The 22,208-nt window shown below is 67.9% G+C and carries 19 protein-coding genes and 3 pseudogenes; 13 read left to right on the forward strand and 9 right to left on the reverse strand.

Features of this window, described 5'->3' with window-relative positions; genetic code table 11:
* The first annotated feature begins 73 nt into the window (after positions 1-73).
* The 9 genes and pseudogenes from ACFQE0_RS09200 to ACFQE0_RS09240 all read left to right on the forward strand — a co-directional run bounded on the left by ACFQE0_RS09200 (position 74) and on the right by ACFQE0_RS09240 (position 9,348).
* Complete coding sequence (locus ACFQE0_RS09200) at positions 74-1,366, forward strand: glycosyltransferase family 4 protein (RefSeq protein WP_378975388.1); 1,293 nt, start codon at positions 74-76, stop codon at positions 1,364-1,366.
* Positions 1,367-1,449: 83 nt separating this feature from the next.
* Positions 1,450-1,770 carry a rhodanese-like domain-containing protein gene (locus ACFQE0_RS09205; protein ID WP_378968967.1) on the forward strand — a complete coding sequence of 107 codons (321 nt, stop codon included), beginning with the start codon at positions 1,450-1,452 and terminating at the stop codon, positions 1,768-1,770.
* A gap of 106 nt (positions 1,771-1,876) precedes the next feature.
* Positions 1,877-3,014: pseudogene (locus ACFQE0_RS09210) on the forward strand (efflux RND transporter periplasmic adaptor subunit).
* Between the two features lie 58 nt (positions 3,015-3,072).
* Positions 3,073-6,269: pseudogene (locus ACFQE0_RS09215) on the forward strand (efflux RND transporter permease subunit).
* Positions 6,269-6,610, forward strand: a complete 342-nt coding sequence (locus tag ACFQE0_RS09220; protein WP_378968969.1) for a hypothetical protein — start codon at positions 6,269-6,271, stop codon at positions 6,608-6,610. Before ACFQE0_RS09215 ends, ACFQE0_RS09220 begins: the two are co-directional and overlap by 1 nt.
* The gene (locus tag ACFQE0_RS09225; protein ID WP_378968972.1) at positions 6,610-6,774 is read left to right on the forward strand and encodes a hypothetical protein; all 165 of its coding nucleotides are present in this window, start codon (positions 6,610-6,612) and stop codon (positions 6,772-6,774) included. The genes ACFQE0_RS09220 and ACFQE0_RS09225 overlap by 1 nt, the downstream gene beginning before the upstream one ends.
* A 9-nt stretch (positions 6,775-6,783) precedes the next feature.
* Complete coding sequence (locus ACFQE0_RS09230) at positions 6,784-7,560, forward strand: lysophospholipid acyltransferase family protein (protein WP_378968975.1); 777 nt, start codon at positions 6,784-6,786, stop codon at positions 7,558-7,560.
* Between the two features lie 114 nt (positions 7,561-7,674).
* The gene (locus ACFQE0_RS09235; protein WP_378968977.1) at positions 7,675-8,121 is read left to right on the forward strand and encodes a hypothetical protein; all 447 of its coding nucleotides are present in this window, start codon (positions 7,675-7,677) and stop codon (positions 8,119-8,121) included.
* Positions 8,122-8,235: 114 nt separating this feature from the next.
* A complete protein-coding gene (locus tag ACFQE0_RS09240; protein ID WP_378968979.1) occupies positions 8,236-9,348 on the forward strand; it encodes a DUF2125 domain-containing protein in 1,113 nt (370 codons plus the stop codon).
* 84 nt (positions 9,349-9,432) lie between these two features.
* Here the strand turns inward: ACFQE0_RS09240 and ACFQE0_RS09245 are convergent, their stop codons facing one another.
* Positions 9,433-10,386, reverse strand: coding sequence for a prephenate/arogenate dehydrogenase family protein (locus ACFQE0_RS09245; RefSeq protein WP_378968982.1), 954 nt, complete (start codon positions 10,384-10,386; stop codon positions 9,433-9,435).
* On the reverse strand, positions 10,379-11,506 hold the full coding sequence (locus ACFQE0_RS09250; protein WP_378968984.1) for a pyridoxal phosphate-dependent aminotransferase: 1,128 nt from the start codon (positions 11,504-11,506) through the stop codon (positions 10,379-10,381). The genes ACFQE0_RS09245 and ACFQE0_RS09250 overlap by 8 nt, the downstream gene beginning before the upstream one ends.
* A 263-nt stretch (positions 11,507-11,769) precedes the next feature.
* On the opposite strand from ACFQE0_RS09250, the gene ACFQE0_RS09255 reads away from it, so the two are divergent.
* The 3 genes from ACFQE0_RS09255 to metW all read left to right on the forward strand — a co-directional run bounded on the left by ACFQE0_RS09255 (position 11,770) and on the right by metW (position 13,941).
* Positions 11,770-11,913 (forward strand): hypothetical protein, encoded by a 144-nt coding sequence (locus ACFQE0_RS09255; RefSeq protein ID WP_378968986.1) that lies wholly within the window; start codon positions 11,770-11,772, stop codon positions 11,911-11,913.
* Between the two features lie 97 nt (positions 11,914-12,010).
* Positions 12,011-13,216 (forward strand): homoserine O-acetyltransferase MetX, encoded by a 1,206-nt coding sequence (gene metX / locus ACFQE0_RS09260; protein ID WP_378968989.1) that lies wholly within the window; start codon positions 12,011-12,013, stop codon positions 13,214-13,216.
* Positions 13,213-13,941 carry a methionine biosynthesis protein MetW gene (metW, locus tag ACFQE0_RS09265; RefSeq protein ID WP_378968991.1) on the forward strand — a complete coding sequence of 243 codons (729 nt, stop codon included), beginning with the start codon at positions 13,213-13,215 and terminating at the stop codon, positions 13,939-13,941. The genes metX and metW overlap by 4 nt, the downstream gene beginning before the upstream one ends.
* On the opposite strand, the gene ACFQE0_RS09270 is transcribed toward metW, so the two are convergent.
* From ACFQE0_RS09270 to dapA, 3 genes are read right to left on the reverse strand one after another with little or no spacing between them, the layout of a single operon-like run.
* Entirely contained in the window at positions 13,907-14,479 is a 573-nt protein-coding gene (locus tag ACFQE0_RS09270) for a peroxiredoxin (protein WP_378968994.1), read from the reverse strand. The two genes, metW and ACFQE0_RS09270, sit on opposite strands and share 35 nt — an antisense overlap.
* Before the next feature lie 16 nt (positions 14,480-14,495).
* Complete coding sequence (gene smpB, locus ACFQE0_RS09275; RefSeq protein ID WP_378968996.1) at positions 14,496-14,969, reverse strand: SsrA-binding protein SmpB; 474 nt, start codon at positions 14,967-14,969, stop codon at positions 14,496-14,498.
* A 25-nt stretch (positions 14,970-14,994) separates the two neighbouring features.
* On the reverse strand, positions 14,995-15,891 hold the full coding sequence (gene dapA, locus ACFQE0_RS09280) for a 4-hydroxy-tetrahydrodipicolinate synthase (protein ID WP_378968999.1): 897 nt from the start codon (positions 15,889-15,891) through the stop codon (positions 14,995-14,997).
* Between the two features lie 187 nt (positions 15,892-16,078).
* On the opposite strand from dapA, the gene ACFQE0_RS09285 reads away from it, so the two are divergent.
* Positions 16,079-18,307 (forward strand): lytic transglycosylase domain-containing protein, encoded by a 2,229-nt coding sequence (locus ACFQE0_RS09285; protein ID WP_378969001.1) that lies wholly within the window; start codon positions 16,079-16,081, stop codon positions 18,305-18,307.
* Positions 18,308-18,340: 33 nt separating this feature from the next.
* Here the strand turns inward: ACFQE0_RS09285 and ACFQE0_RS09290 are convergent, their stop codons facing one another.
* The 4 genes and pseudogenes from ACFQE0_RS09290 to rpoZ form a co-directional block, all read right to left on the reverse strand.
* Entirely contained in the window at positions 18,341-18,979 is a 639-nt protein-coding gene (locus ACFQE0_RS09290; protein WP_378969004.1) for a LabA-like NYN domain-containing protein, read from the reverse strand.
* A 222-nt stretch (positions 18,980-19,201) separates the two neighbouring features.
* Positions 19,202-19,543, reverse strand: a complete 342-nt coding sequence (locus ACFQE0_RS09295) for an ACT domain-containing protein (protein WP_378975390.1) — start codon at positions 19,541-19,543, stop codon at positions 19,202-19,204.
* A pseudogene (locus ACFQE0_RS09300) lies at positions 19,541-21,420 on the reverse strand (RelA/SpoT family protein); the annotation flags it as partial. The pseudogene ACFQE0_RS09300 and the gene ACFQE0_RS09295, both read right to left, overlap by 3 nt.
* Positions 21,421-21,688: 268 nt before the next feature.
* The gene (gene rpoZ / locus ACFQE0_RS09305) at positions 21,689-22,096 is read right to left on the reverse strand and encodes a DNA-directed RNA polymerase subunit omega (RefSeq protein ID WP_378969006.1); all 408 of its coding nucleotides are present in this window, start codon (positions 22,094-22,096) and stop codon (positions 21,689-21,691) included.
* Positions 22,097-22,208 lie beyond the last annotated feature (112 nt).

The following is a 22,208-nucleotide window of genomic DNA, read 5'->3' on the forward strand; positions in this document are numbered from 1 at the left end:
GCGTGCATCTGGCCCCGACCCGCCGGGACGGCTAGGCAGGAGGCTCCTTCGGCCGGCATGCGAGGCACGCGCCCTGACCCTCACGATCCAGCGTCCCAAAGCCTTCGACCTCACCCGCCTCCTCACCCGCTTGCGGCATTCGAGCCCATCGGGGATCGATCGGGTGGATCTCGCCTATGCCCACGCGATCCTCGACGGGCCGGGTGAGAGCGTCGGCGTGGTCTCGACGGTGCTCGGGCCGCGCGTGCTTCCGCGCGAGGAAGCGCGGGCTGTGGTCGCGACGGTGGAGGCGGGGTGGGTCGAGGATCGCCCGGCCGAGCAGGATCCGACGTTCCAGCGGCTCGCTGCGCGCCTCGGCTCGCCGCTGACCGGAGAGCGCGTGACCCACTCGCCTCCTCCTTCCTCCGCACGAAATCGTCGCCTGATCCAGGCCCGGACGGCGGCGCGCATCCTCGCTCGCTCGCGCCCCATCGCGGCGCTGCCGCGCGACAGCCTCTACCTGCACACGTCGCACCTACGGCTCGATATTCCAGGCCGGTTCGACTGGCTCTACGACCGCCGCGACGTCCGCGCGGCCTTCTTCGTCCACGACGTCATCCCGATCAGCCATCCGGAATACGGGCGCGACGGCGAGGCCGCCCGCCACGAGACGCGGATGCGCACGGTAGGGCGGCATGCGGCGGCGATCCTGGTCAATTCGCAGGATACGGGGCGACGCACCCTCGGCCTCCTCGAAGCCTGGGGTTTCCCGCGCCCGCCCGTCGCCGTGGGGCATCTGGGGGTGGAGCCCGCCTTCGCGCGAGAGGGCTTGCGTCTCGCCCCGCCTAGGCCGGTCTTCCTCGCCTGCGGCACCATCGAGTCGCGCAAGAACCACCTGCTGCTGTTCCAGCTCTGGCGGGAACTGGCCGAGCGGCATGGGGCGTCGACGCCGATCCTCGTTGTCGTCGGGCGACGGGGTTGGGAGGCCGAAAGCGCCATCGACATGCTGGAGCGGTGCCCCGGCGTGAAGGCGCATGTCGTCGAGGCCTCCGGTCTCTCGACCCATGGGCTCGCGGCCTTGATGCGCTCCTGCACCGCCCTGCTGATGCCCTCCTTCACCGAGGGCTATGGGATCCCCGTGGTCGAGGCGGCCGCGTCCGGTCTTCCGGTCGTCGCTTCGGATATCCCGGCCCACCGGGAGATTGCGGAGGGGCTGGCCCTGTTCCGTCATCCTCTCGACGGGCCCGGCTGGCTCGCGGCGATCGAAGCGCTGTCCGAATCGGGCTCGCCCCAAAGGGCGGACCTCGCTTCGCGTCTCGACGGCTACCGACCGCCGGACTGGGCTGGTCATTTCGCGGCGGTGGGGCCGACCCTCGCGGCCCTGTGATCCGGTGAGTTGCGTCCCCCGGCGCTGACGAATATGAAAAAGCGTCAGCACCACGGATCGGCCGTGTGGGGGAGCGACGTCGGATGAAGGTGGTCGACCTCGATCGCGAGACGGTCAAGCAAGGTCTCGCGGATGGGTCGGTTCTCGTGATCGACGTACGCGAGGCGCACGAATTCGAGGCGGGCCATATTCCCGGCGCTGTCTCCCATCCCCTCTCGGAATTCGACCCTGCCGCCCTCGGCGATCTGGTCGAGAAGGATGGGCGCAGGCCTATTCTTTCTTGTGCCGCCGGCGTCCGCTCGGTTCAGGCTCTCGCCCTTGCTCAGAGGGCAGGACTCAATCTCTCCGAGCACTACCGGGGTGGTTTCAAGGATTGGTACTTAGCGGGCGAGGATATCGCCTAGAGTTTCCTGAGCGGTTGTGTTGCGAATGCCGTCATGTGTGTTCGCGCACAAGCGTTTTGGCCGGCGCGGGAGTAGCGCGCTATTGCCAAGGGACCCCAGAAGAACGATGCGCAGCCGGCTCGCACGCACTCTCACGCTCCTCGTCGGCTTCGCCGCGGCAGCGACTTCCGCTCACGCCCAGGCTCCGGGCGGTCCGCCGCCGAAGGTGACGGTGGCCAAGCCTGTGTTCCGCGAGTTCGTGGAGAAGGACCAGTATACCGGCCGGTTCGACCCGATCGAATATGTCGAGGTCCGGGCGCGCGTCACCGGATATCTGGAGAAGATCAACTTCGTCGATGGCCAGACGGTGAAGAAGGGCGACGTGCTCTTCGTGATCGACCGGCGGCCTTACAAGGCTGCGTTGGAGCAGGCCCAGGCGGCGCTGGCCTCGGCCAAGGCGCGCCAGAACTTCTCCGTCACCGACTTGGAGCGCGCTCAGACGCTCTCGAAGAGCGGCAACATCTCCGAGCAGGTCACCGATCAGCGTCGGCAGGCGTCGCAGACCGCGCAGGCCGATGTCGACAGCGCCCAGGCCGCCCTCGACAACGCGCAGCTCAATTTCAACTTCACCGAGGTGAAGTCACCGATCGACGGGCGGATCAGCCAGCGTCTCGTCACCGAGGGCAACATCGTCATCGCCGACCAGACCATGCTGACGACGATCGTCTCGCTCGATCCGATCTATTTCAGCTACTTCGTCGATGAGAAGTCGTTCCTGAAGTATCAGAGCCTCGCTGGGCATCGGCATGGGTCAGACCCAGCGTGGCAAGGGCGCGCCTATCCTGATCGCCCTGTCCGGCGAGGCGAAGCCGACCCGCAAGGGCACCCTCGACTTCGTGGACAACCGGGTCGACAACGCGACCGGCACGGTCCTGCTGCGGGCCACGGTCGAGAACCCCGACAAATTCATCAAGCCCGGCCTGTTCGGCATCGTCTCCATGCCCGCGACCAAGCCGATCAAGGGCATCCTTCTGCCCGACGAGGCGGTGGCCGCCAACCAGGACAAGCGGATCGTGTACGTCGTGGGGCAGGACAACGTGATCCAGCAGCGGGACGTGAAGCTCGGGCCGAAGGTCGACGGCTACCGGGTGATCCAGGAGGGCGTGAAGCCCGAGGACGTGGTGGTGGTGAACGGGCTGACCCGCGTCCGCCCCGGCGTCAAGGTCAGCCCTGAGACCACCGAACTCCCGCCGAGCAAGACCTGAAACGGGACGAGGCGCCTCCGGCCCATGAGGGCCGACGCGACTCCATGAGGTTCGACCGATGCGTTTCGCCCATTTCTTCGTCGACCGGCCGATCTTCGCGTCCGTCACGTCGATCGTCTTCCTGATCCTGGGCTTCGTCGCCTACGAGACGCTGCCGGTCTCTCAGTATCCTGAGATCGTGCCGCCGACCGTGACGGTGCGTGCCTCCTATCCGGGCGCCAATGCCGAGACCGTGGCCGCGACCATCGCGACCCCGATCGAGCAGGAGGTGAACGGCGTCGACAACATGCTCTACATGACGTCGTTGTCGACCAACGACGGCAACATGCTGCTGACCGTGACCTTCAAGGTCGGCACCAACCTCGATATCGCGAACGTGCTGGTGCAGAACCGCCTGTCGGTGGCCCAGCCGCGCCTGCCGCCGGACGTGCGCAACCTCGGCGTCACCGTGCGCAAGGCTTCGCCCGATCTGATGCTGGTCGTGCACTTGCTCTCGCCGAACAAGACCTACGACCAGAACTACCTCGCCAATTACATCTACCTGAACATCCGCGACGAGCTGCTGCGCCTCGACGGCGTGGGCGACATCACGATCTTCGGCGGCAACGAATACGCCGAGCGCATCTGGGTCGATCCGAACAAGCTCGCCGCCTACGGCCTGTCCGTCACCGACGTGACCACTGCGCTTCAGGAGCAGAACGTGCAGGTCGCGGCCGGCGCGCTCAATTCGCCGCCTGCCGCATCATCGGCGGCGTTCCAGCTCGTGGTGCAATCCCAGGCGAGATTCAAAACGCCGGAGGAGTTCGCCGAGGTCATCATCAAGGCGCAGAATGGACGCCTCGTGCGGGTGAAGGACATCGCCCGCGTCGAGATGGGCCAGAAGGACTACACGACCAACTCGTTCCTGAACGACACGCCCGCCGTCGGCATCGGCGCGTTCCAGCGGCCCGGCACCAACGCCCTCGACGCCGCCGCGTCGGTCAAGAAGGTGATGGAGCAGGTCAAGAAGAACTTCCCGCCCGACGTCGAGTACCGCATCGCCTACAACCCGACCGAGTTCATCGAGGAATCGATCCAGGAGGTCTACAAGACCCTCTACGAGGCGGTGGGCCTCGTGGTCATCGTGGTGCTAGTCTTCCTCCAGAGCTGGCGGACCGCGCTGATCCCGGTCATCGCCATCCCGGTCTCGCTCATCGGCACCTTCGCGGCGATGGCGGCCTTCGGGTTCTCGCTGAACAACCTCACCCTGTTCGGACTGGTGCTCGCCATCGGCATCGTGGTCGATGACGCGATCGTGGTGGTGGAGAACGTCGAGCGCAACATGGCCGAGGGGCTCTCCCCGGCGATGCCGCGCACAAGACCATGGATGAGGTGGGCGGTGCGGTCATCGCCATCGCGCTGGTGCTGGCGGCGGTGTTCATCCCCACCGCCTTCATCCCCGGCATCTCGGGCCAGTTCTACAAGCAGTTCGCGCTGACCATCGCCGCATCGACGCTGATCTCCGCGTTCAACTCGCTCACCCTCTCGCCCGCGCTCTGCAAGCTGCTGCTGAAGCCGCACCACGAACATAAGCCGCCGCGCTTCTTCCTGACGCGGTTCGTGAACTGGCTGGCGAACGGCTTCAACCGCGCCTTCGACGCGACCTCGAATGCCTATGGCCGGGTGATCCGCGGGCTCACGGGAGGCATCGTGGGTCTCGGCGTGATGCTGCTGGTCTATGCCGGCGTCATCTGGGGCACGCTCCATCTCGCGCAGACGACGCCTACGGGTTTCATCCCGGATCAGGACCAGGGCTACCTCATCGGCGTCGTGCAATTGCCGGCCGGTGCCTCCCTCGACCGCACCACGAAGGTGGTGCTGCGGGCGGCGGCGGAGGCCCGCAAGGTCGACGGCGTCACCAACGCCGTCATCATCGCCGGGTTCGACGGCGCGACCTTCACCAACACGACCAATTCGGCGGTGATGTTCCTCACCCTGAAGGGCGCGAAGGAGCGGGCCGAGCACGGGCGCAGCGCGGGTGTCATCACCGGCGACGTGATCAAGGCCACCGCCAACATCGAGGAGGCGCGGGTCATTGTCATCCCGCCGCCTCCGGTGCGCGGCCTCGGCCAGGGCGGCGGCTTCAAGATGCAGGTGGAGAGCCGCCAATCCTCCGACATCAACCAGTTGCTCGCCGCGACCGGGGAGATGCTGGCCCAGGCGAACCAGAGCCCGGACGTGACCCGCGTGTTCACGACCTTCGGCAACGACACGCCGCAGCTCTACCTCGACATCGACCGCACCATCGCGCGGATGCTGAACGTGCCGCTGGCCAACGTCTTCTCGTCGTTGCAGGCCGATCTCGGCGGCACCTACGTGAACGACTTCAACACGCTCGGCCGCATCTATCAGGTGCGCCTGCAGGGCGACGCGCAGTTCCGCTCCACCGAACAGGACATCTCGCAGATCAAGGTCCGCTCCTCGACCGGGGCGCTGGTGCCGATGGGGACGCTCGCGAGCGTGCGCACCGTCTCCGGTCCGCAGATCGTGCAGCGCTTCAACCTATACTACTCGGTGCCGGTGCAGGGCGTGGCCAAGCCCGGCGTCTCGACCGGCCAGGCGCTCACGGCGATGGAGGAGATCGCCAAGAAGGCCCTGCCGGACGGCTTTGCCTACGATTGGACCGAGATCGCCTATCAGCAGAAGGCGGCGAGCGGCACGGCGGGCCTCGTTTTCGCCCTTGGCGTGCTCCTCGTCTTCCTCGTGCTGGCCGCGCAGTACGAATCCTGGGCGCTACCGCTGGCGATTCTGCTGGTGGTTCCAACGGGCGTGCTCGCGGCCTTGGGCGGCGTGCAACTCCGGGGGCAGGACAACAACATCCTCACCCAGATCGGCCTGATCGTGCTCATCGGCCTCGCGGCCAAGAACGCGATCCTGATCGTGGAATTCGCCCACGACATCGAGCAGCGTGAGCGGCGAGGGCCGGTCGAGGCGGCGGTGGAAGCCTGCCGCCTGCGCCTCCGGCCGATCCTGATGACCGCCTTCGCCTTCATCCTCGGCACCTTGCCGCTGGTGATCGCAACGGGGCCGGGCGCCGAGATGCGTCAGGCGCTGGGCACGGCGGTGTTCTTCGGGATGATCGGCGCGACCTTCTTCGGCCTGTTCCTCACCCCGGTCTTCTACGTCGTGATCCGCCACTTCTCGATCTGGCTCGGCAGCTTCCGGCGCAAGAAGTCCGACCACGGTGGGGGAGGGGCCACGCCCGCTCACACCTGATGCGCCTGCTCGGGCGCATCCTCCTCGGCGCCTTCGCCCTGCTCCTCGCGGTCCCCGCGGGGGGCATCGCGCTGAGTGTAGCGCTCCTGTTCGATCCGGGGGCGAATGCGTGGCTGACGAAAGGCGCGCTGGCGGGCCTCGATGTCGCGCTCGGCGATCTCGCCGCCGGGTTGCCGCCCGAAGGCTTCCTCCTCCTCGTGGCGGGGCTCGCCAAGGCTCTGTTCGTGCTGCTGTTCATTCCCCCCGCCCTGGTGGGGCTGGGGGGTGGCTCTCGGGAGCCCGGAGTCTCGTCTGGTATGGCGGCGGCTGCGGCCTGCTCACGGCGGCTCTGCCCTGGCTGATGCGCGGGTCGCCCCGGCCCGCCGCGTCCGGACTCGCGGCGGCTGAGGCGCGGCTGACGCTCATCCTGTTCGTGGTCGGCGGCTGCGCCGGGCTGGTCTATTGGATGATTGCAGGCCGCAGCGCCGGAAACGCGCCCTTGGAAGCAGGGCAAGCCCCGCGCTAAAGGGAGCTAATGCTCGCCCTGCGCTCCCTCGCCTTCAATCTCTGCTTCTACCTGACGACGACGGTGGTCGCCATTCTGGGCCTGCCGTTCCTCGTGTCGAGGCCGGGCGTGTTGCGCGTCGCGCGGGTCTGGGCGCGGACCACGCTGTGGTTCATGCGGGTCGTCGCTGGCACCGAGGTGGAGTTCCGGGGGCTCGAGAACGTCCCGCCCGGCCCGATTCTCGTGGCGGCCAAGCACCAATCGGCGCTGGAGACCCTGGCGTTGTGCATCGTGTTCCCGCACTTCGCCTATGTGCTGAAGAAGGAGCTTCTGGCGATCCCGCTGGTCGGCTGGTTCTTCCGGCGCGGTGGCATGGTGGCGATCGACCGCTCGAAGGGCACGCGGGCCATGAGCCTAATGAACGCCGCCGCGGCCGACGCCATCCGCGAGGGCGCGCAGCTCATCGTCTTCCCCGAGGGCACGCGCCGTCCGCCGGGTGCCCCGCCCGCCTACAAGCAGGGCCTGTCGCATCTCTACACGGCGCTGAACGTGCCTTGCCTGCCGATCGCCCTGAACACCGGCCTGTTCTGGCCGCGCAACGGTTTCATGCGTCGGCCGGGCAAGGCGATCATCGACATCCTGCCGCCCATCGCCCCCGGCCTGCCCCGGATGGAGTTCCAGGAGCTGGTTCAGGAGCGGATCGAGACTGCCTCGAACGCCCTCGTCGGGAACGGTCTCTCTGGCCTCTCGGGGGCCGGTTACGAGGTCTCGGCAGAGGAGGCTCCGGCCGCCTCATCGCGCCGCTGAAACCCCGCCGGACTACCCCCGCCAGCCTTGTGGATAACTCCTATCGACACCACATCTCCGTTAGCGCCTCAGCGTCCTTGACGCCTGGGGAAAACTCGTTCTAATTGAGAACAAATGACGAACAGACGGGCCCTGTCCTGGTCGGCCGCGCTCCGCGACCTGAAGGACGATCGCTTACGGAGGCAGGACGTGCGTGAGGAACGCTTGAGGACGGCTCAAGGCCTGCGGGGCTCTCCGGCCCTGGCCCTTTCAGCCTGGCGTGGCCGCTCCGGCCGCCGCTATGTCGTGGGTGTGCATCCTGCGGTCGAGTTCGACCCTGAGGACATGTCCGATTCGGTGGCGATCGCCGTGCGGCGTGACGGGTCGGGCATCGCGCAGATGGTCTCGGTGGCGAGTTCGGGCGAGAGCCCGCGCGAGCACCTGCGGCGGGTCTGGCTAGACCGTGTGCGCAAGGGCGGGGCGACCGAGCTTCACATCCACCGCCTCGCCGAGGACGAGCGTGAGCGCGGCGCCATCGTGGACGACCTCCGCTCGGAGACGGCCGAGCCGCGCCAGTTCTGATTGGGCGGTCTGATCCGGCGACGCACGGTCGCTCGTCACGGCCCCTTGCGCCGCAGCGGCTTGGCGGGATAGGCCCCCGGCCTGGACTGACGGCCCTGGGGAGGGACGGCGCGCATGACGCAGGGGATGGACGGCCGCAACGGGACCGCGCAGCTACAGGCTCGCACCCGGCGGCGGGGGCGGCTCGGGCTGTTCCTACCCTACATCCTCCTCGCCCTCATCGTGGCGGCGTGGTCGGTGGCGTGGTTCTGGATCCGCGGAAAGGCCGAGGGCGAGATGGACGCCTGGATGGCCCGCGAGGCGTCGGCAGGCCGAACCTGGACATGCCAGGACCGCAGCCTGACCGGCTTCCCCTTTCGCCTCGAACTGCGATGCGCCGGGCTGACCCTCAGCCGTTCGGATGGCAGCTTCCGCCTCGGCCCGACGACCGTGGTGTCGCAGATCTATCAACCCCGCCTCGTTGTGTTCGAGAGCAAGGGACCGTTCCATGCCGAGCAGGGCGACCTGACCGGTGACGCCTCATGGAGCGCCCTTCAGGGCAGCTTCCACGGCACCGCCGACGGCTTCACCCGCGCCTCCCTGGTGGTCGACGCACCGAAGGTGAGCGTCGCCGGCGCCGAGCCTCAGCCGATCACTGTGCAGGGGCGGCACCTCGAGCTTCACGCCCGGCCCTCTCCCGCCCGCTACGCGTCGGACGGCGCCGTCGATACGAACCTCCAGCTGTCACAAGCCGCGGTCCCGGCCCTCGACGTGCTCACCGGCAGCAGCGCGCCAGTCGACGCCTCCCTCGATGCCACGATCACCCGCGCGACGGTGATCGGTACCCGCGCCGTGCCGCGCGAACTGGAGACATGGCGCCAAGCCGGCGGTGTCTTGGAGCTGACCTCCCTCGCCCTCGCCAAGGGCGACCAGCGCGTACAAGCCAAGGGTGAGATCGCCCTAGACGACGCGCACCGGCCCACCGGCCAGATCGATCTGCGGGCAGCGGGTGTCGATGCGCTGATCGGCAACGTGGTCGGCCAGCGGTTCGGCTCCAAGGAAGGCGCGCTGGTGGGCCAACTGGTCGGCGGCCTTCTCGGGCTTGGCCGCGGCGCGGCGCGGCCGGATCAGGCTCCTCAGGGCTCCGGCCCGCCGCTGAAGCCGCTGCCGCCCCTGAAGCTCATGGGCGGACAGGTGCTGTTTAGCGGCTTCCCGCTGCCGAACGTGCGGGTGCCGCCGCTGTACTGAGTGAGATTCAGTGTAGTGTCGGTAACCCCAGAGTATCTTCCGTAACCCTGCTTCGAGGTCGGTTGAGATCGGGCTCAGGGATTGTCACGCCTTGGCGCCGTCCTCCGCCGGGCGTGGGCGTCCGAAATCCGGGGCCGCCGTGTCCTGGCCCAGCGCGACGATGCTGCGGCGGATGGCGCGGGTGCGGGTGAACATGGCGTGCAGGGCCTCGCCATCGCCCCAGCGCACGGCCTTGGCCAGCGCCGCGAGATCCTCGTTGAACCGCCCGAGCATTTCGAGCACCGCGTCGCGGTTGTTGAGGAAGATGTCGCGCCACATCGTCGGGTCGGAGGCGGCGATGCGGGTGAAGTCGCGAAAGCCGCTGGCCGAGAACTTGATTACCTCGGATTGCGTCACCGCTTCCAGATCGGCGGCGGTCCCGACGATGTTGTAGGCGATCAGGTGCGGCACGTGGCTGGTGATGGCGAGCACGAGGTCGTGGTGCTCGGGGCTCATGGTCTCGACCAGCGCGCCCATCCCCTCCCACAGGGCGCGCACGCGCTCGGCCGCGTCCTCGGGCGTGCCCTCCGGCGGAGTGAGGATGCACCAACGTCCGGCAAACAGGGTCGAGAAACCGGCATCCGGCCCGGAATATTCCGTGCCCGCGATAGGATGGCCGGGCACGAGATGGACGCCTTCCGGCAGGTGGGGCTGGATCGCGGCGACCACCGAGCCCTTCACCGAGCCGACATCGGACACGATGGCGCCTGGCTTCAGATGCGGCGCCATGGCCTCCGCGACCGGGCCCATCGCGCCCACGGGCACGCAGAGTACGACGAGGTCGGTGCCCGCCGCGCCCTCGGCCGGATCGCCCGTGACGACATCGGCGATGGCGAGTTCGCGGACACGGTTCCGCACGGCCTCGTCGGCATCGACGGCGACGATCTCCCTGGCGAGGCCGTAACGCCGCGCCGCACGGGCAATGGAGGAGCCGATCAGTCCGAGGCCGACAATGGTGATCCGGCCGAAGATCGGTGTGGCGGTCGCGGCCTCAGGCACGAGCGCCTCGCACGAAATCCCCGAGCGCGGCGAGGAAGGCTTCGTTGGCCTCCGCGCCCGCCACCGTCACGCGCAGGGCGTTGGGCAGGCCGTAGGCGGTGACGCGCCGGGTGATCAGGCCGCGCTCGGTCAGGAACGCGTCGGCATCGGCGGCGGAACGGCCGGGCTCGTCGGGGAAGTGAATCAGCACGAAGTTCGCCACGCTCGGCGTCACGGTCAGTCCGAGCGCCCGGGCGCCCTCCGTGAGCTTGGGGAGCCATTCGGCATTGTGGGCGGCGGCGGCGGCCATGTGGCCCTCGTCCGCGATGGCCGCCGCGCCCGCCGCGATGGCGAGGCTCGACATGTTGAACGGGCCCCGGATGCGGTTCACCGCGTCGGCCACGTGGGCGGGAGCGAGCATCCAGCCGATCCGCACGGCGGCGAGGCCGTAGATCTTCGAGAAGGTCCGCGTCATCACGACGTTCTCGGCTTCGAGCGCGAGTTCGAGCCCGGCCGTGTAGTCGTTCGCCTTCACGTATTCGGCATAGGCGCCATCGATCACCAGCAGCACGTGCGGCGGCAGGGCCGCGTGCAGGCGGCGGATCTCATCGAAGGGCAGGTAGGTGCCCGTCGGGTTGTTCGGGTTGGTGACGTAGACGATCCGCGTGCGCTCCGTGACGCGGGCGAGGATCGCATCCACATCGGCCGTCAAGTCGCGCTCGGGGGCGACCACGGGCGTGCCGCCCGAGGCGAGGATCGCGATCCGGTACACGAGGAAGCCGTGCTCGGAGTAGATGCCCTCGGCCCCCGGCCCGCAATAGGCGTAGGCCAGCAGCGACAGCAACTCGTCCGAGCCCGCGCCGCAGACGATCCGCGCCGGGTCGAGCCCGAACCGCTTGCCGATGGCCGTGCGCAACACGGTGGCCTGCCCGTCCGGGTAGGTTTCGAGCTTGGTCGTGGCGTCGTGCAGCGCGGCGACGGCCGCCGGGCTCGGGCCGAGCGGCGTCTCGTTGGAGGAGAGCTTGTAGACCTTGCCCGGGCCTGGGCGCCCGCTCTTGCCGGGAACGTAGAGGTCGACCGCCATCACGCCGGGGCGCGGCTCGGGGCGGTTCAAGGAGGCGGGCTTCGGGTCGGAGAACATGGCAGGAGGCCGGTCGGCGTTTCGGATGCGACGATGCGGTCCCTGTACAGCATTTCGCCCGGCGGTGAAGCTCGGCCGTTCCGCGATGACGCTTCCGACGGATCCTTGTGAGGGCGAGACTTCACGGGACCCGGAAGAAATGTCGCGGGGCACCGGCCATGTTTCGGCCTGTTGTCTTTCCGTAATGCCCTTTTCCCGCTCGCCTGTTGGGCGCCGGGTCCGCCTGGGGTGCGCCAACGATGCTGGACGATTGCCTTCCAAGCATGCTCTTCGTTCTCGGAATTCTCGTCTCCGTGGCGGCTGAGTTGCGTCTGCGACGGGGCGACAAGGGCTCCTTGTCGAACGGTTTCATCACGGCGGCCGGTGTCGGGCTCGTCTTCGTGGCCTGCGCCACGGCGATCCGCTGACGGAGCGGCGGCGCGTTGACGCTGCGGGGGTGGGCGATTACCTCCGGCCTGTGCCGCAGGGCGTTCCGCTGACGGCGGCGCCGTCGAAGACCCGGACATGGATACCCGATTGGACACGGCCCCCCGGCCGGACGCCCCCGAACGGATGGCCCCGCCCGCTGCGGAGGCCTCGCAATCCCTCGATCCGAAGAGCCTCGTGGCGCGCTTCGGTCCGGACAGGCCGCTCCTGACGGATGCGGGCGTGCGCCTCGCGCCGTTCCAGATCGCGTACCAGACCGCAGGAACCCTCAACGCGGACCGGTCGAACGCCGTGCTGATCTGCCACGCGCTGACCGGCGACCAGCATTTCGCGCATACCCACCCGGTGACGGGCAAGCCCGGCTGGTGGGAAACCCTGGTCGGCCCCGGTAAGCCGGTCGATACCGATCGCTACTTCGTCGTCTGCTCGAACGTGATCGGCTCCTGCATGGGCACGACGGGCCCGGCCTCGATCGATCCCGCGACCGGCAAGCCCTACGGGCTTGGTTTCCCCCTGGTGACGATCCGCGACATGGTCCGGGCGCAGGCCATGCTGCTCGACCATCTCGGCATCGATCGGCTGTTCCTGTGCATCGGCGGCTCGATGGGCGGGATGCAGGTCCTGCAATGGGCGGCGCTCTATCCCGAGCGCGTGTTCGCCGCCATGCCGATCGCCACGGGCGCGCGCCATTCGGCGCAGAACATCGCCTTCCACGAGGTCGGGCGGCAGGCGATCATGGCCGATCCCGCCTGGATGGATGGCCGATACCTCGAAGAGGGCACACGGCCTTCCAAGGGGCTCGGCGTCGCGCGCATGGGCGCGCACATCACCTATCTGTCGGAGCCTGCGCTTCACCGGAAGTTCGGCCGCCGCTTCCAGGGTGGTTCGGCGCCGACCTTCTCGTTCAACGCCGATTTCCAGATCGAGAGCTACCTGCGCCACCAGGGCCTGAGCTTCGTGGAGCGGTTCGACGCCAACGCCTATCTCTACCTCACCCGCGCGATGGACTATTTCGACCTCGCGGCGGACCATGGCGGCGTGCTCGCCAACGCCTTCAGGGGTACGACGACCCGCTTCTGCGTGATCTCTTTCACCTCGGACTGGCTGTTCCCCACGGCCGATTCGCGGGTCATCGTCCACGCGCTCAACGCGGCGGCGGCGCCCGTCGCCTTCGTGGAGGTCGAGACCGACAAGGGCCACGACGCCTTCCTCCTCGATGAGCCGGCGATGTTCGCCGCGGCGCAGGGTTTCATCGACGCCGCCGCCAGGGCGCGCGGCCTGTGAGCGGCGGGACACCGAAGGCTCGCCCCTGGGAGGCGGCGGAGGAGCTGCCCCGCGAGGGCGCGGGCGCCCGCGTCGATCACCTCGTGGTGCTCGATCTCGTGCCCGCCGGGGCGCGGGTGCTCGATATCGGCTGCGGCGACGGCGCCCTGCTCGCGCTGCTGCGCGACCGGCGGGGCATCGACGGGCGCGGCATCGAATTGTCGCGGGAGGGCGTGAATGCCTGTCTCGCCCGTGGCCTGCCAGTGATCCAGGGCGACGCGGATACCGACCTCGCGAACTACCCCGACGGTGCCTTCGACGTAGTGGTGATGTCGCAGACCATCCAGGCGACGCGCCAGCCGCGCGAGGTGCTGGAGCACCTGTTGCGCATCGGGCGGCACGTCATCATCTCCTTCCCGAATTTCGGGCATTGGCGCGTGCGGACCGAGCTCGCCCTGCGCGGGCGGATGCCGGTCACCGATCTCATGCCTGACGCGTGGTACGAGACCGCCAACATCCACCATTGCACCATCCGCGACTTCGTCGGCCTGTGCCGGGTGCTGGGCGCGCGGATCGAGACGGCGGCGGCGCTTGATTCGCGCGGGCGCGCCATGCGTTTCGCGCTGCCGTGGTGGGTGTGGAACCTGTTCGGCGCGCAGGGCGTGTTCCTGCTGAGCCAGGAGGGGCGCCACCGCGCCGATGAGAGTCCGCTCAGGCCTGGCGGCTCTCTTCAAGCCACGCGATGACCTGCCGGGCGCTCTGATCCGGCGGGAAGACCGGATAGAACAGGTGCGTGACGACGCCATCGTCGATCACGAGGGTGAGGCGCTTGAGCAGGGTCTCACCGCCGGCCTCGAAGGTCGGCAGCCGGGCCGCCATCGTCAGGGCACGGTGTGCATCGGAGAGGATCGCGAAGGGCAGGTGCAGCCGCGCGACCGCTTCCTCCTGGTAGGTGCTGGTCTGCGTCGACAGCCCGTAGACGTGATCGACCCCAAGACCCTTCAGTTCGTCGAAATGATCGCGAAAATCGCAGGATTGCGGGGTGCAGCCCCGCGCGCCCGGGATCGTGTCCCAATCGGGGGTGAAGGTCGGTTTCCCCGGTTCACCCGTGCGCGGATAGGCGTAGGCCACCGTGCGGCCCTTCAGCTTGGCCAGGGAGATGGTGCTGCCATCGGTGGCACGGAGCGCGACATCCGGCAGGCGTGAGCCGCGCAGGTGAGCGGCGGCGCCATCGTCCTCCGGAACCGGTAGGTTGTCCGGCAGAGTGTTCGGATTGGCGCTCATCCCGTTCTCCCCGGCGCTAGCCCCGGTCGCGCAGCAGGCGGGCCTGATCCCGCTTCCAGTCGCGCTCCTTCGTCGCCTCGCGCTTGTCGTGGGCCTGCTTGCCCTTGCCGAGGCCGAGTTCGACCTTCGCCCGGCCCTGCTCGTTGAAGTAGATCTTCAGCGGGACGACCGTGTAGCCCTGGCGCTGCGTGGCCCCGATCAGCTTGTTGATCTGGCGGCGGTGCAGCAGCAGGCGGCGGGGCCGCTTCGTGTCGTGATTGAAGCGGTTCGCCTCCAGATACTCCGGAATGAACACGTTGAAGAGCATCAGATCGGTGCCGGAGGGGCCAGCATAAGCCTCTCCCAGCGTCGCCTTGCCGCTACGCAGGGATTTCACCTCGGTGCCGGTCAGGGCGATGCCGGCCTCGAACGTGTCCTCAATGGAATAGTGGTAGCGGGCGGCGCGGTTGTCGGCCACCACGCGCCGTCCGGGCTCCGTCTTCGGCGCCATGCGATGCGGTCTTTCTCTGTCTCGATCAGCCTTCGATCAGGCCGGCATGACTCAGGGCGGCATCCACAACGCGGCGGGTTTCCGCCGAGATCGCCACGAGGGGAAGCCGAAGCTCCTCGCTCATGAAGCCGAGCCGCGACAGCGCGTACTTGACCGGACCGGGATTGGCCTCGGCGAACAGGTTGGTCTGGAGCGGGAACAGCCGGTCCTGGATGGTCAGGGCCTTGGCGTAGTCGCCCGAGAGAGAGGCGTCCTGCAAGTCCGCGCAGAGGCGCGGGGCAACGTTCGAAACCACCGAAATGCAGCCATGACCGCCCTGGGCATTGAAGCCGAGCGCCGTCGCATCTTCGCCCGAAAGCTGGACGAAGCTGTCACCCATGGCCTGTCGCTGAGCACTGACGCGGTCGATCTTCGCGGTCGCATCCTTCACGCCGACGATGTTCTTCAGTTCGAAGAGCCGGGCCATCGTCTCGACGCTCATGTCGATGACGGATCTGGGCGGGATATTGTAGATGATGATCGGAATGCCGATGGCATCGTTGATCGCCTTGAAATGGGCGTAGAGACCGCCTTGCGTCGGCTTGTTGTAGTACGGCGTCACCACGAGGACGGCATCGGCGCCCGCCCGCTCGGCGTGCTGCGCCCGCTCGATGGCCTCGGCCGTCGAATTGGAACCCGCGCCCGCGACCACGGGCACGCGCCCGCCGGCTTCGTCGATGCAAGCCTCGACCACACGGTCATGCTCGGCATGGGTGAGCGTGGGGCTCTCGCCGGTCGTGCCGGTGGGTACGAGGCCGTGCGTCCCCTGCTCGATCTGCCAGCGCACGAACTTTCGGAAAGCCTGCTCGTCGAAGGCGCCATCGCGGAAAGGCGTCACCAACGCGGTCATCGAGCCCCGCAAGCGGGCGGTCGTCTCGGTCATCTCAGGCGTCCCAGGGGAGTCTTGCGGTCGTGGCGCCGCGATTTACCCGCGCCCATCCGGCGCGAGCGCGCAGACATAGGGGTTCGCGCGCGCCTTCGCAAACGGATCCCGGACACGGTTAACGGGCTCTTAATCACTGATTGTCCAAGCTGTGTCCTTCTTGCTGCCGTTGCGGAGGGGTGAGGTCGTGATCCGAGCCATCGCCTGGAAGCGCCCACACCTCACGCTTCTCGCCCTTGCGGCGGGAGCCGGGGCGGCCCTGACAGGGCCGAACCTCGCCGGGGCGGCGGGGCCGGAGGCCTCCGCCCTGCACGCGCAGGAAGCCGCCGAGTCGGCACTCGACACGCCCAAGGCTGTCGCGGAGGAGGCCGAGCACAAGCCAGCCGCCGCCTCGGCCTATGCCTCCGCCGATCCCGATGCGCCGATCACCTTCCCCCTGCCGGATGCGGCTGTGGCGCCTGCCGCTCCGGTGCCGGACGTGCCGGACATCGCCCGGCCCAAGATATCCGGCGAGACCGATCTGACGCTCCTGCGTGGCGCGATCGACCTCTACCGCAAGGGCAAGGTCGCTGATGGCGACCGGATGAGCGAAGGCTTCTCCGATCCCGCCGTGCGCGCCCTGCTGCAATGGGTGGCGATTCGCGCCGGCGCCGGAATCGGCTTCGAGCGCACGGTCGCCTTCACCCGCGCCAACCCGGAATGGCCGGGCGGCCCGCTCCTGCGCCGCCGGGCGGAGGAGACCCTTCTCAGCGAGCGCAAGGCGCCTGCCACCGTGCGCGCCTTCTTCGCCACGGCCAAGCCGTCGAGCGCGCCGGGCAAGTTCGCCCTGGCGCTGGCGCTGCGCGCCGATGGCCTCGAAGCCGACGCCGCCGATCTCGTGCGCGACCTGTGGCGGAGCGAGAGTTTCGGCCGCAATCTCGAAGCGAAGGTGCAGGACGCCTTTCCCGCCGTGCTCACCAAGCAGGACCATCGCTACCGGATGGAGCGGGCGCTCCTGAAGGAGGATTGGGAGATGGCGGGCCGTGCGGCGGGCTATGCCGGGGGTGGCTATGCCAGCCTCGTGCGGGCTCGCCGGGCGGTGGAGGACAAGAGTTCCGGCGCCGCGTCGGCGCTCGCCGCCGTGCCGCCGTCGCTACGCAACGACACCTCTTACATCTTCTCGAAGGCGCAGTTCTTCCGCCGGGCCGACAAGCCGGTGGAGGCCGCCGCCGTGCTCGCCACCGCCCCGACCAATCCGGACGTGCTGGTCGATGGCGATGAATGGTGGGTCGAGCGCCGCATCGTCGCCCGCAAGCTGCTCGATGCGGGCGATGCCAAGACCGCCTATGCGGTGGTGAGCGGCCACGGCTCCCGCACCCCGGAAAAGAAGATCGAGGCCGAGTTCCACGCGGGCTGGATCGCCCTGCGCTTCCTCAACGATCCCGAGCGGGCGTCGGGGCATTTCGCGCAGGTCGCGGCCCTGGCCGAGAGCCCGAATTCCCTGGCGCGCGGCGCCTACTGGCAGGGTCGCGCCGCCGAGGTGATGGGCCGGGCGGACGAGGCGCGGCGGTTCTTCGAGAAAGCTGCGGCGCAGCCCGTCGCCTATTACGGGCAGGTGGCGCGGGCGAAGCTCGGGCAGACGAGCCTTCCGCTGCGGGCCGCCCCCGCCCTGGAGGGTGCCGAGCGGCAGGGCTTCGAAGACAGGCTGTCGGTTCGTGCCCTGCGCCTGCTGGAGCAGGCCGGTCTCACGGACCTCGCGCTGCCGCTCTTCATCGATTCCGCGCGGGCCCTGAACGACCCCCGCGAGTTGCAGGCGCTCGGAGATGTCGCCACCGAGACCAAGGATGCCCGTGCCCTGGTGGCAGTGGGCAAGCTCGCCCTGCACCGGGGGCTGCCCCTCGACGCGCATGCCTTCCCGACCATCGGGATTCCGACCTACGAGACCTTCACCGCCGTGCCGCAGGTCGAGCGGGCGATGGTCTATGCCATCGCGAGGCAGGAGAGTCAGTTCGATCCGCGGGCGCGCTCGGGCGTTGGGGCGCGCGGGCTGATGCAGATGATGCCCGCTACCGCCATGCGGACGGCCAAGCGCGTCTCCACCGCCTTCGACCCGGACCGCCTGACGAGCGACCCGGCCTTCTGCGCCAAGCTGGGTCAAGCCCATCTCGGCGAGCTGATGGAGGATTGGCGCGGCTCCTACATCCTCGCCTTCGCCTCCTACAATGCGGGCGGCGGCAACGTGAAGAAGTGGATCGACGCCTACGGCGATCCGCGCAAGGGCGAGGTCGACGTGATCGACTGGGTGGAGCGCATCCCCTTCACGGAGACGCGCAACTACGTCCAGCGGGTGATGGAGAACCTTCAGGTCTACCGCACCCGCCTCGACAGCCGCAGCGCGCTGCTCATCGACGGCGACCTTCGCCGGGGTGCGAAATAGGCGGAACCGGTTCTCCCGGTCCCGCCCCGCTCGTCAGTCGTCGTCCTGGTCCGGCTGACGGATGCCGTAGCGGTTTTCGAGAGTCGCGCCCCGCGGCTCCGCCCGGTGGCGGGTCGGGGTCTCGCCGGCGGGGCGAGCCTGACGCTCGCTCGGCTCGCGCCCGATCCGGGAGGCGAGGGAGGAAAGATCCACGAACTCGTCGGCCTGACGGCGCAACTCGTCGGAGATCATCGCGGGCTGCGTCTGGATGGTGGAGATCACCGTAACGCGGACGCCGCGCCGCTGCATCGCCTCCACCAGCGAGCGAAAATCGCCGTCGCCGGAGAACAGCACCATGTGATCGAGGCGCGGGGCGAGTTCGAGGGCGTCGATCGCCAGCTCGATATCCATGTTGCCCTTGAAGCGGCGGCGGCCTGCGGAATCCGTGAATTCCCGCACGGGCTTGGTCACGACCCGGTAGCCGTTGTAGTCGAGCCAATCGACCAGCGGCCGGATCGAGGAATACTCCTGATCCTCGATCATTGCCGTGTAATAGAAGGCCCGGATCAGGTTTTCGCGGGTCTGGAAATCTTTAAGAAGCTTCTTGTAATCGATATCGAAGCCAAGAGCTTTGGTGGTCGCATAGAGATTGGCGCCATCAATGAAGACGGCGCACCTTTGTGCTGATGACATGAAGAACTTTCCAAAGAACGAGATGATGAATATCTGGCGATCGGTTTTGTATTCTCACTGATCGCTAAACGATTGCTAAATGACTCTCACGCAATTGAAGGAACAAACATACGATAAGAGGCACGACACGCTGTTCACGCGCTTCTCAAGATCGCGGACAGCTTCCTATGAGTCAAGCTGGCTCTAAAACCAACCTAGGATCCCCTCGAGAATTGGTTTTGTTCACCCGTTCACCCGTTGGACGCTGCTGACCGGGCGCTTGCTGCGAAGCTCCGCGACGATGGCGTTGAGATGCTGGAGATCCCAGACCGACAGGTCGAGGGTGATGTCGGTGAAGTCCTGCGTCCGGCGCTTCATCGAGATGTTGTCGATGTTGCCGTCATGGTCGGCGATGACCTGAGCGATCTGTGCGAACACGCCGGGCTCGTTGATGGATTGCAGCGAGAGCCGCGCGGGGAAGCGCTCGCCGCTCGAGGCTTCCGTATCCCAGCGCACGTCGAGCCACCGCTCCGGCTCGTTGTCGAAGGCGGCGAGTGCCGCCGACTGGATCGGGTACACCGTCACGCCGACGCCGGGGGTGAGGATGCCGACGATCCGGTCGCCGGGAACGGCGCCGCCATTGGGGGCGAAGGTCACCGGCAGGTCGCCCGCGAGACCGCGGATCGGGATCGCATCCATCGACGCCTCGTCCGACCCGTTGAAGGTCAGGCGCATGGTCTGGTCGGGGGAGCGGACGAGCCGCCCCGCGCCGTTGATCGGCGCCTGCCCGGGGGTGGGGCGGCGCTCGTCCCGGTGGTCGGGATAGACCGCGCGTACCACGTCGCCGGAGAACATCTCCCCCGTCCCACGGCGGCGAAGACGTCCTCGACGGACGACCGGGCGAGTCGGGGCAGGGCGCCGCGAAGCTTGTCCTCGGAGAAGCTCTTGGCCGCGCGCTCGAAGGCGCGTTCCAGGATCTGCTTGCCGAGACCGGCATATTGCCGCCGCACCGCCGCGCGGGTAGCGCGGCGGATGGCCGAGCGCGCCTTGCCCGTCACCACCAGCGATTCCCAGGCGGCCGGGGGCGAGGCGCCGTCCGAACGGCTGATTTCGACCTCGTCGCCGTTCGAGAGTTCGTGCAGCAACGGCACCATTCGGCCGTTGATCTTGGCGCCGACGGCGGAGTTGCCGACATCGGTGTGCACGGCATAAGCGAAGTCGATCGGTGTCGCGCCGCGGGGCAGGGCGATGAGCCGCCCTTTCGGCGTGAAGCAGAACACCTGATCCTGGAAAAGCTCGAGCTTGGTGTGCTCGAGGAATTCCTCCGGACTATCGCCTTCTGCGAGCAGTTCGATCGTGCGGCGCAGCCATTGGTAGGCGCCGCTCTCGGTGGCGAGCTTCGGGTGGACACTGCCCTCGACATCGCGCCCGCTCACATCCTTGTAGTGGGCGTGGGCGGCGATGCCGTATTCGGCGATGTCGTCCATCGCCTGGGTGCGGATCTGCAGTTCGACGCGCTGGCTCTTCGGCCCGATCACGGTCGTATGGATCGAGCGATAATCGTTCTGCTTCGGGGTCGAGATGTAGTCCTTGTACCGGCCGGGAACCATCGGCCAGCTCGTGTGGACGATGCCGAGCGCCGCGTAGCAATCCTCCAGGGTCCTCACGATCACCCGGAAGCCGAAGATGTCCGACAATTGTTCGAAGGCGAGCGATTTCCGCTCCATCTTCGACCAGATCGAGTAGGGCCGCTTCTGCCGGCCGGTGACGTCGGCCTCCATGCCCCGTGCCGAGAGCTTTTCGGACAGGACCTGCTCGATATCCTCGACCATCCGGCCGGATTTGGCGGTGAGCCGCGACAGGCGCTCGGTAATGGTCGCGTAGATCTCCGGTTCGAGGTAGCGGAAGCCGAGATCTTCCAGTTCCTCGCGCAACTCCTGCATACCCATGCGGGCCGCCAGCGGCGCGTAGATGTCGAGGGTTTCCTTGGCGATGCGGCGGCGCTTGTCGTCGCGCATGTGCTCAAGGGTGCGCATGTTGTGCAGGCGGTCGGCGAGCTTCACGAGAAGCACGCGCACATCCGCCGCAACGGCCAGCAGCAGCTTGCGGAAGTTCTCGCCCTGTGCGGCCTGCTTCGACACGAGGTCGAGCCGCTTGAGCTTCGTCAGCCCATCGACCAGCGCGCCGATCTCGTCGCCGAACAGGCGGCGGATCTCATCGAGGGTCGCCTCGGTGTCCTCGACCGTGTCGTGCAGGACGGCGGCGATGATCGTCGCGTCGTCGAGATGCAGGTCGGTGAGGATCGCCGCGACTTCGAGGGGATGGGCGAAGAACGGATCGCCGGAAGCCCGCTTCTGCGTCCCGTGAGCCTGCATCGCATAGACGTAGGCGCGGTTCAGCAGATCCTCGTCGGCCGCCGGGTTATAGCGCTTGACCCGTTCGACGAGTTCGTACTGGCGCATGATCCGCCGGGAAATCGTTGCCTCCTGAACGCAGCACGCCCCCTCGGCCGCCGGGAAATTCTCCCGCAATGCGGTGGCCGACACCAGAGGCAAGGCGCCGCAATCGGCCTGCCAATCGTCTTTTTTCTGAGGCTGCGGCCTGAGGGCGAACACAACGAAGCGATCCAGGGCGGCGCCCCGCCCTGAGACGGCACGCTGCTCTGGATCGCTTCACTCTCGCTCGCGATGATGTGTGTGAGATAAGCCTTCAGCGAATCGCTTCAGGCGATCACTCGGCCTCTTCGTCGGTCTCGACCGGCGGGGCGAGGTTCTCAAGGCCGCGAAGCAGGTCTTCCTCGCTCATGCGGTCGAACTGAACGCCCTCGTCGCTGGACGATTGCGGCGCGTGGGCGGCGGCGGCCGGCGAGCTCGACAGGAGCGGCACAGCCTCGGCCTCGGGCTCGTCCACCTCGACGTACTTCTGGAGCGAGTGGATCAGCTGCTCCTTCAGATCCTCGGAGGTGATGGTGCCGTCGCCGATCTCGCGCAGGGCGACGACCGGGTTCTTGTCGCGGTCACGGTCCACGGTCAGCGGGGCGCCGGCGGCGAGGAGGCGCGCCCGGTGGCTCGCCAGCAGGACGAGCTCGAAGCGGTTCTCGACCTTTTCGATGCAATCTTCGACGGTGACGCGCGCCATGCCTGACGGCTCCTTCGCGGAACGAATTCTTTCGGGATGGGGCGCGTCTTACACCGGATGCGGTTTGGCAACAAGCTGAGAGACTTGACGGTGAGCACCCAGGCCGGGCCTC

The sequence above is a fragment of the Methylobacterium komagatae genome, from assembly GCF_042661665.1.
Lineage (GTDB): Bacteria > Pseudomonadota > Alphaproteobacteria > Rhizobiales > Beijerinckiaceae > Methylobacterium > Methylobacterium komagatae.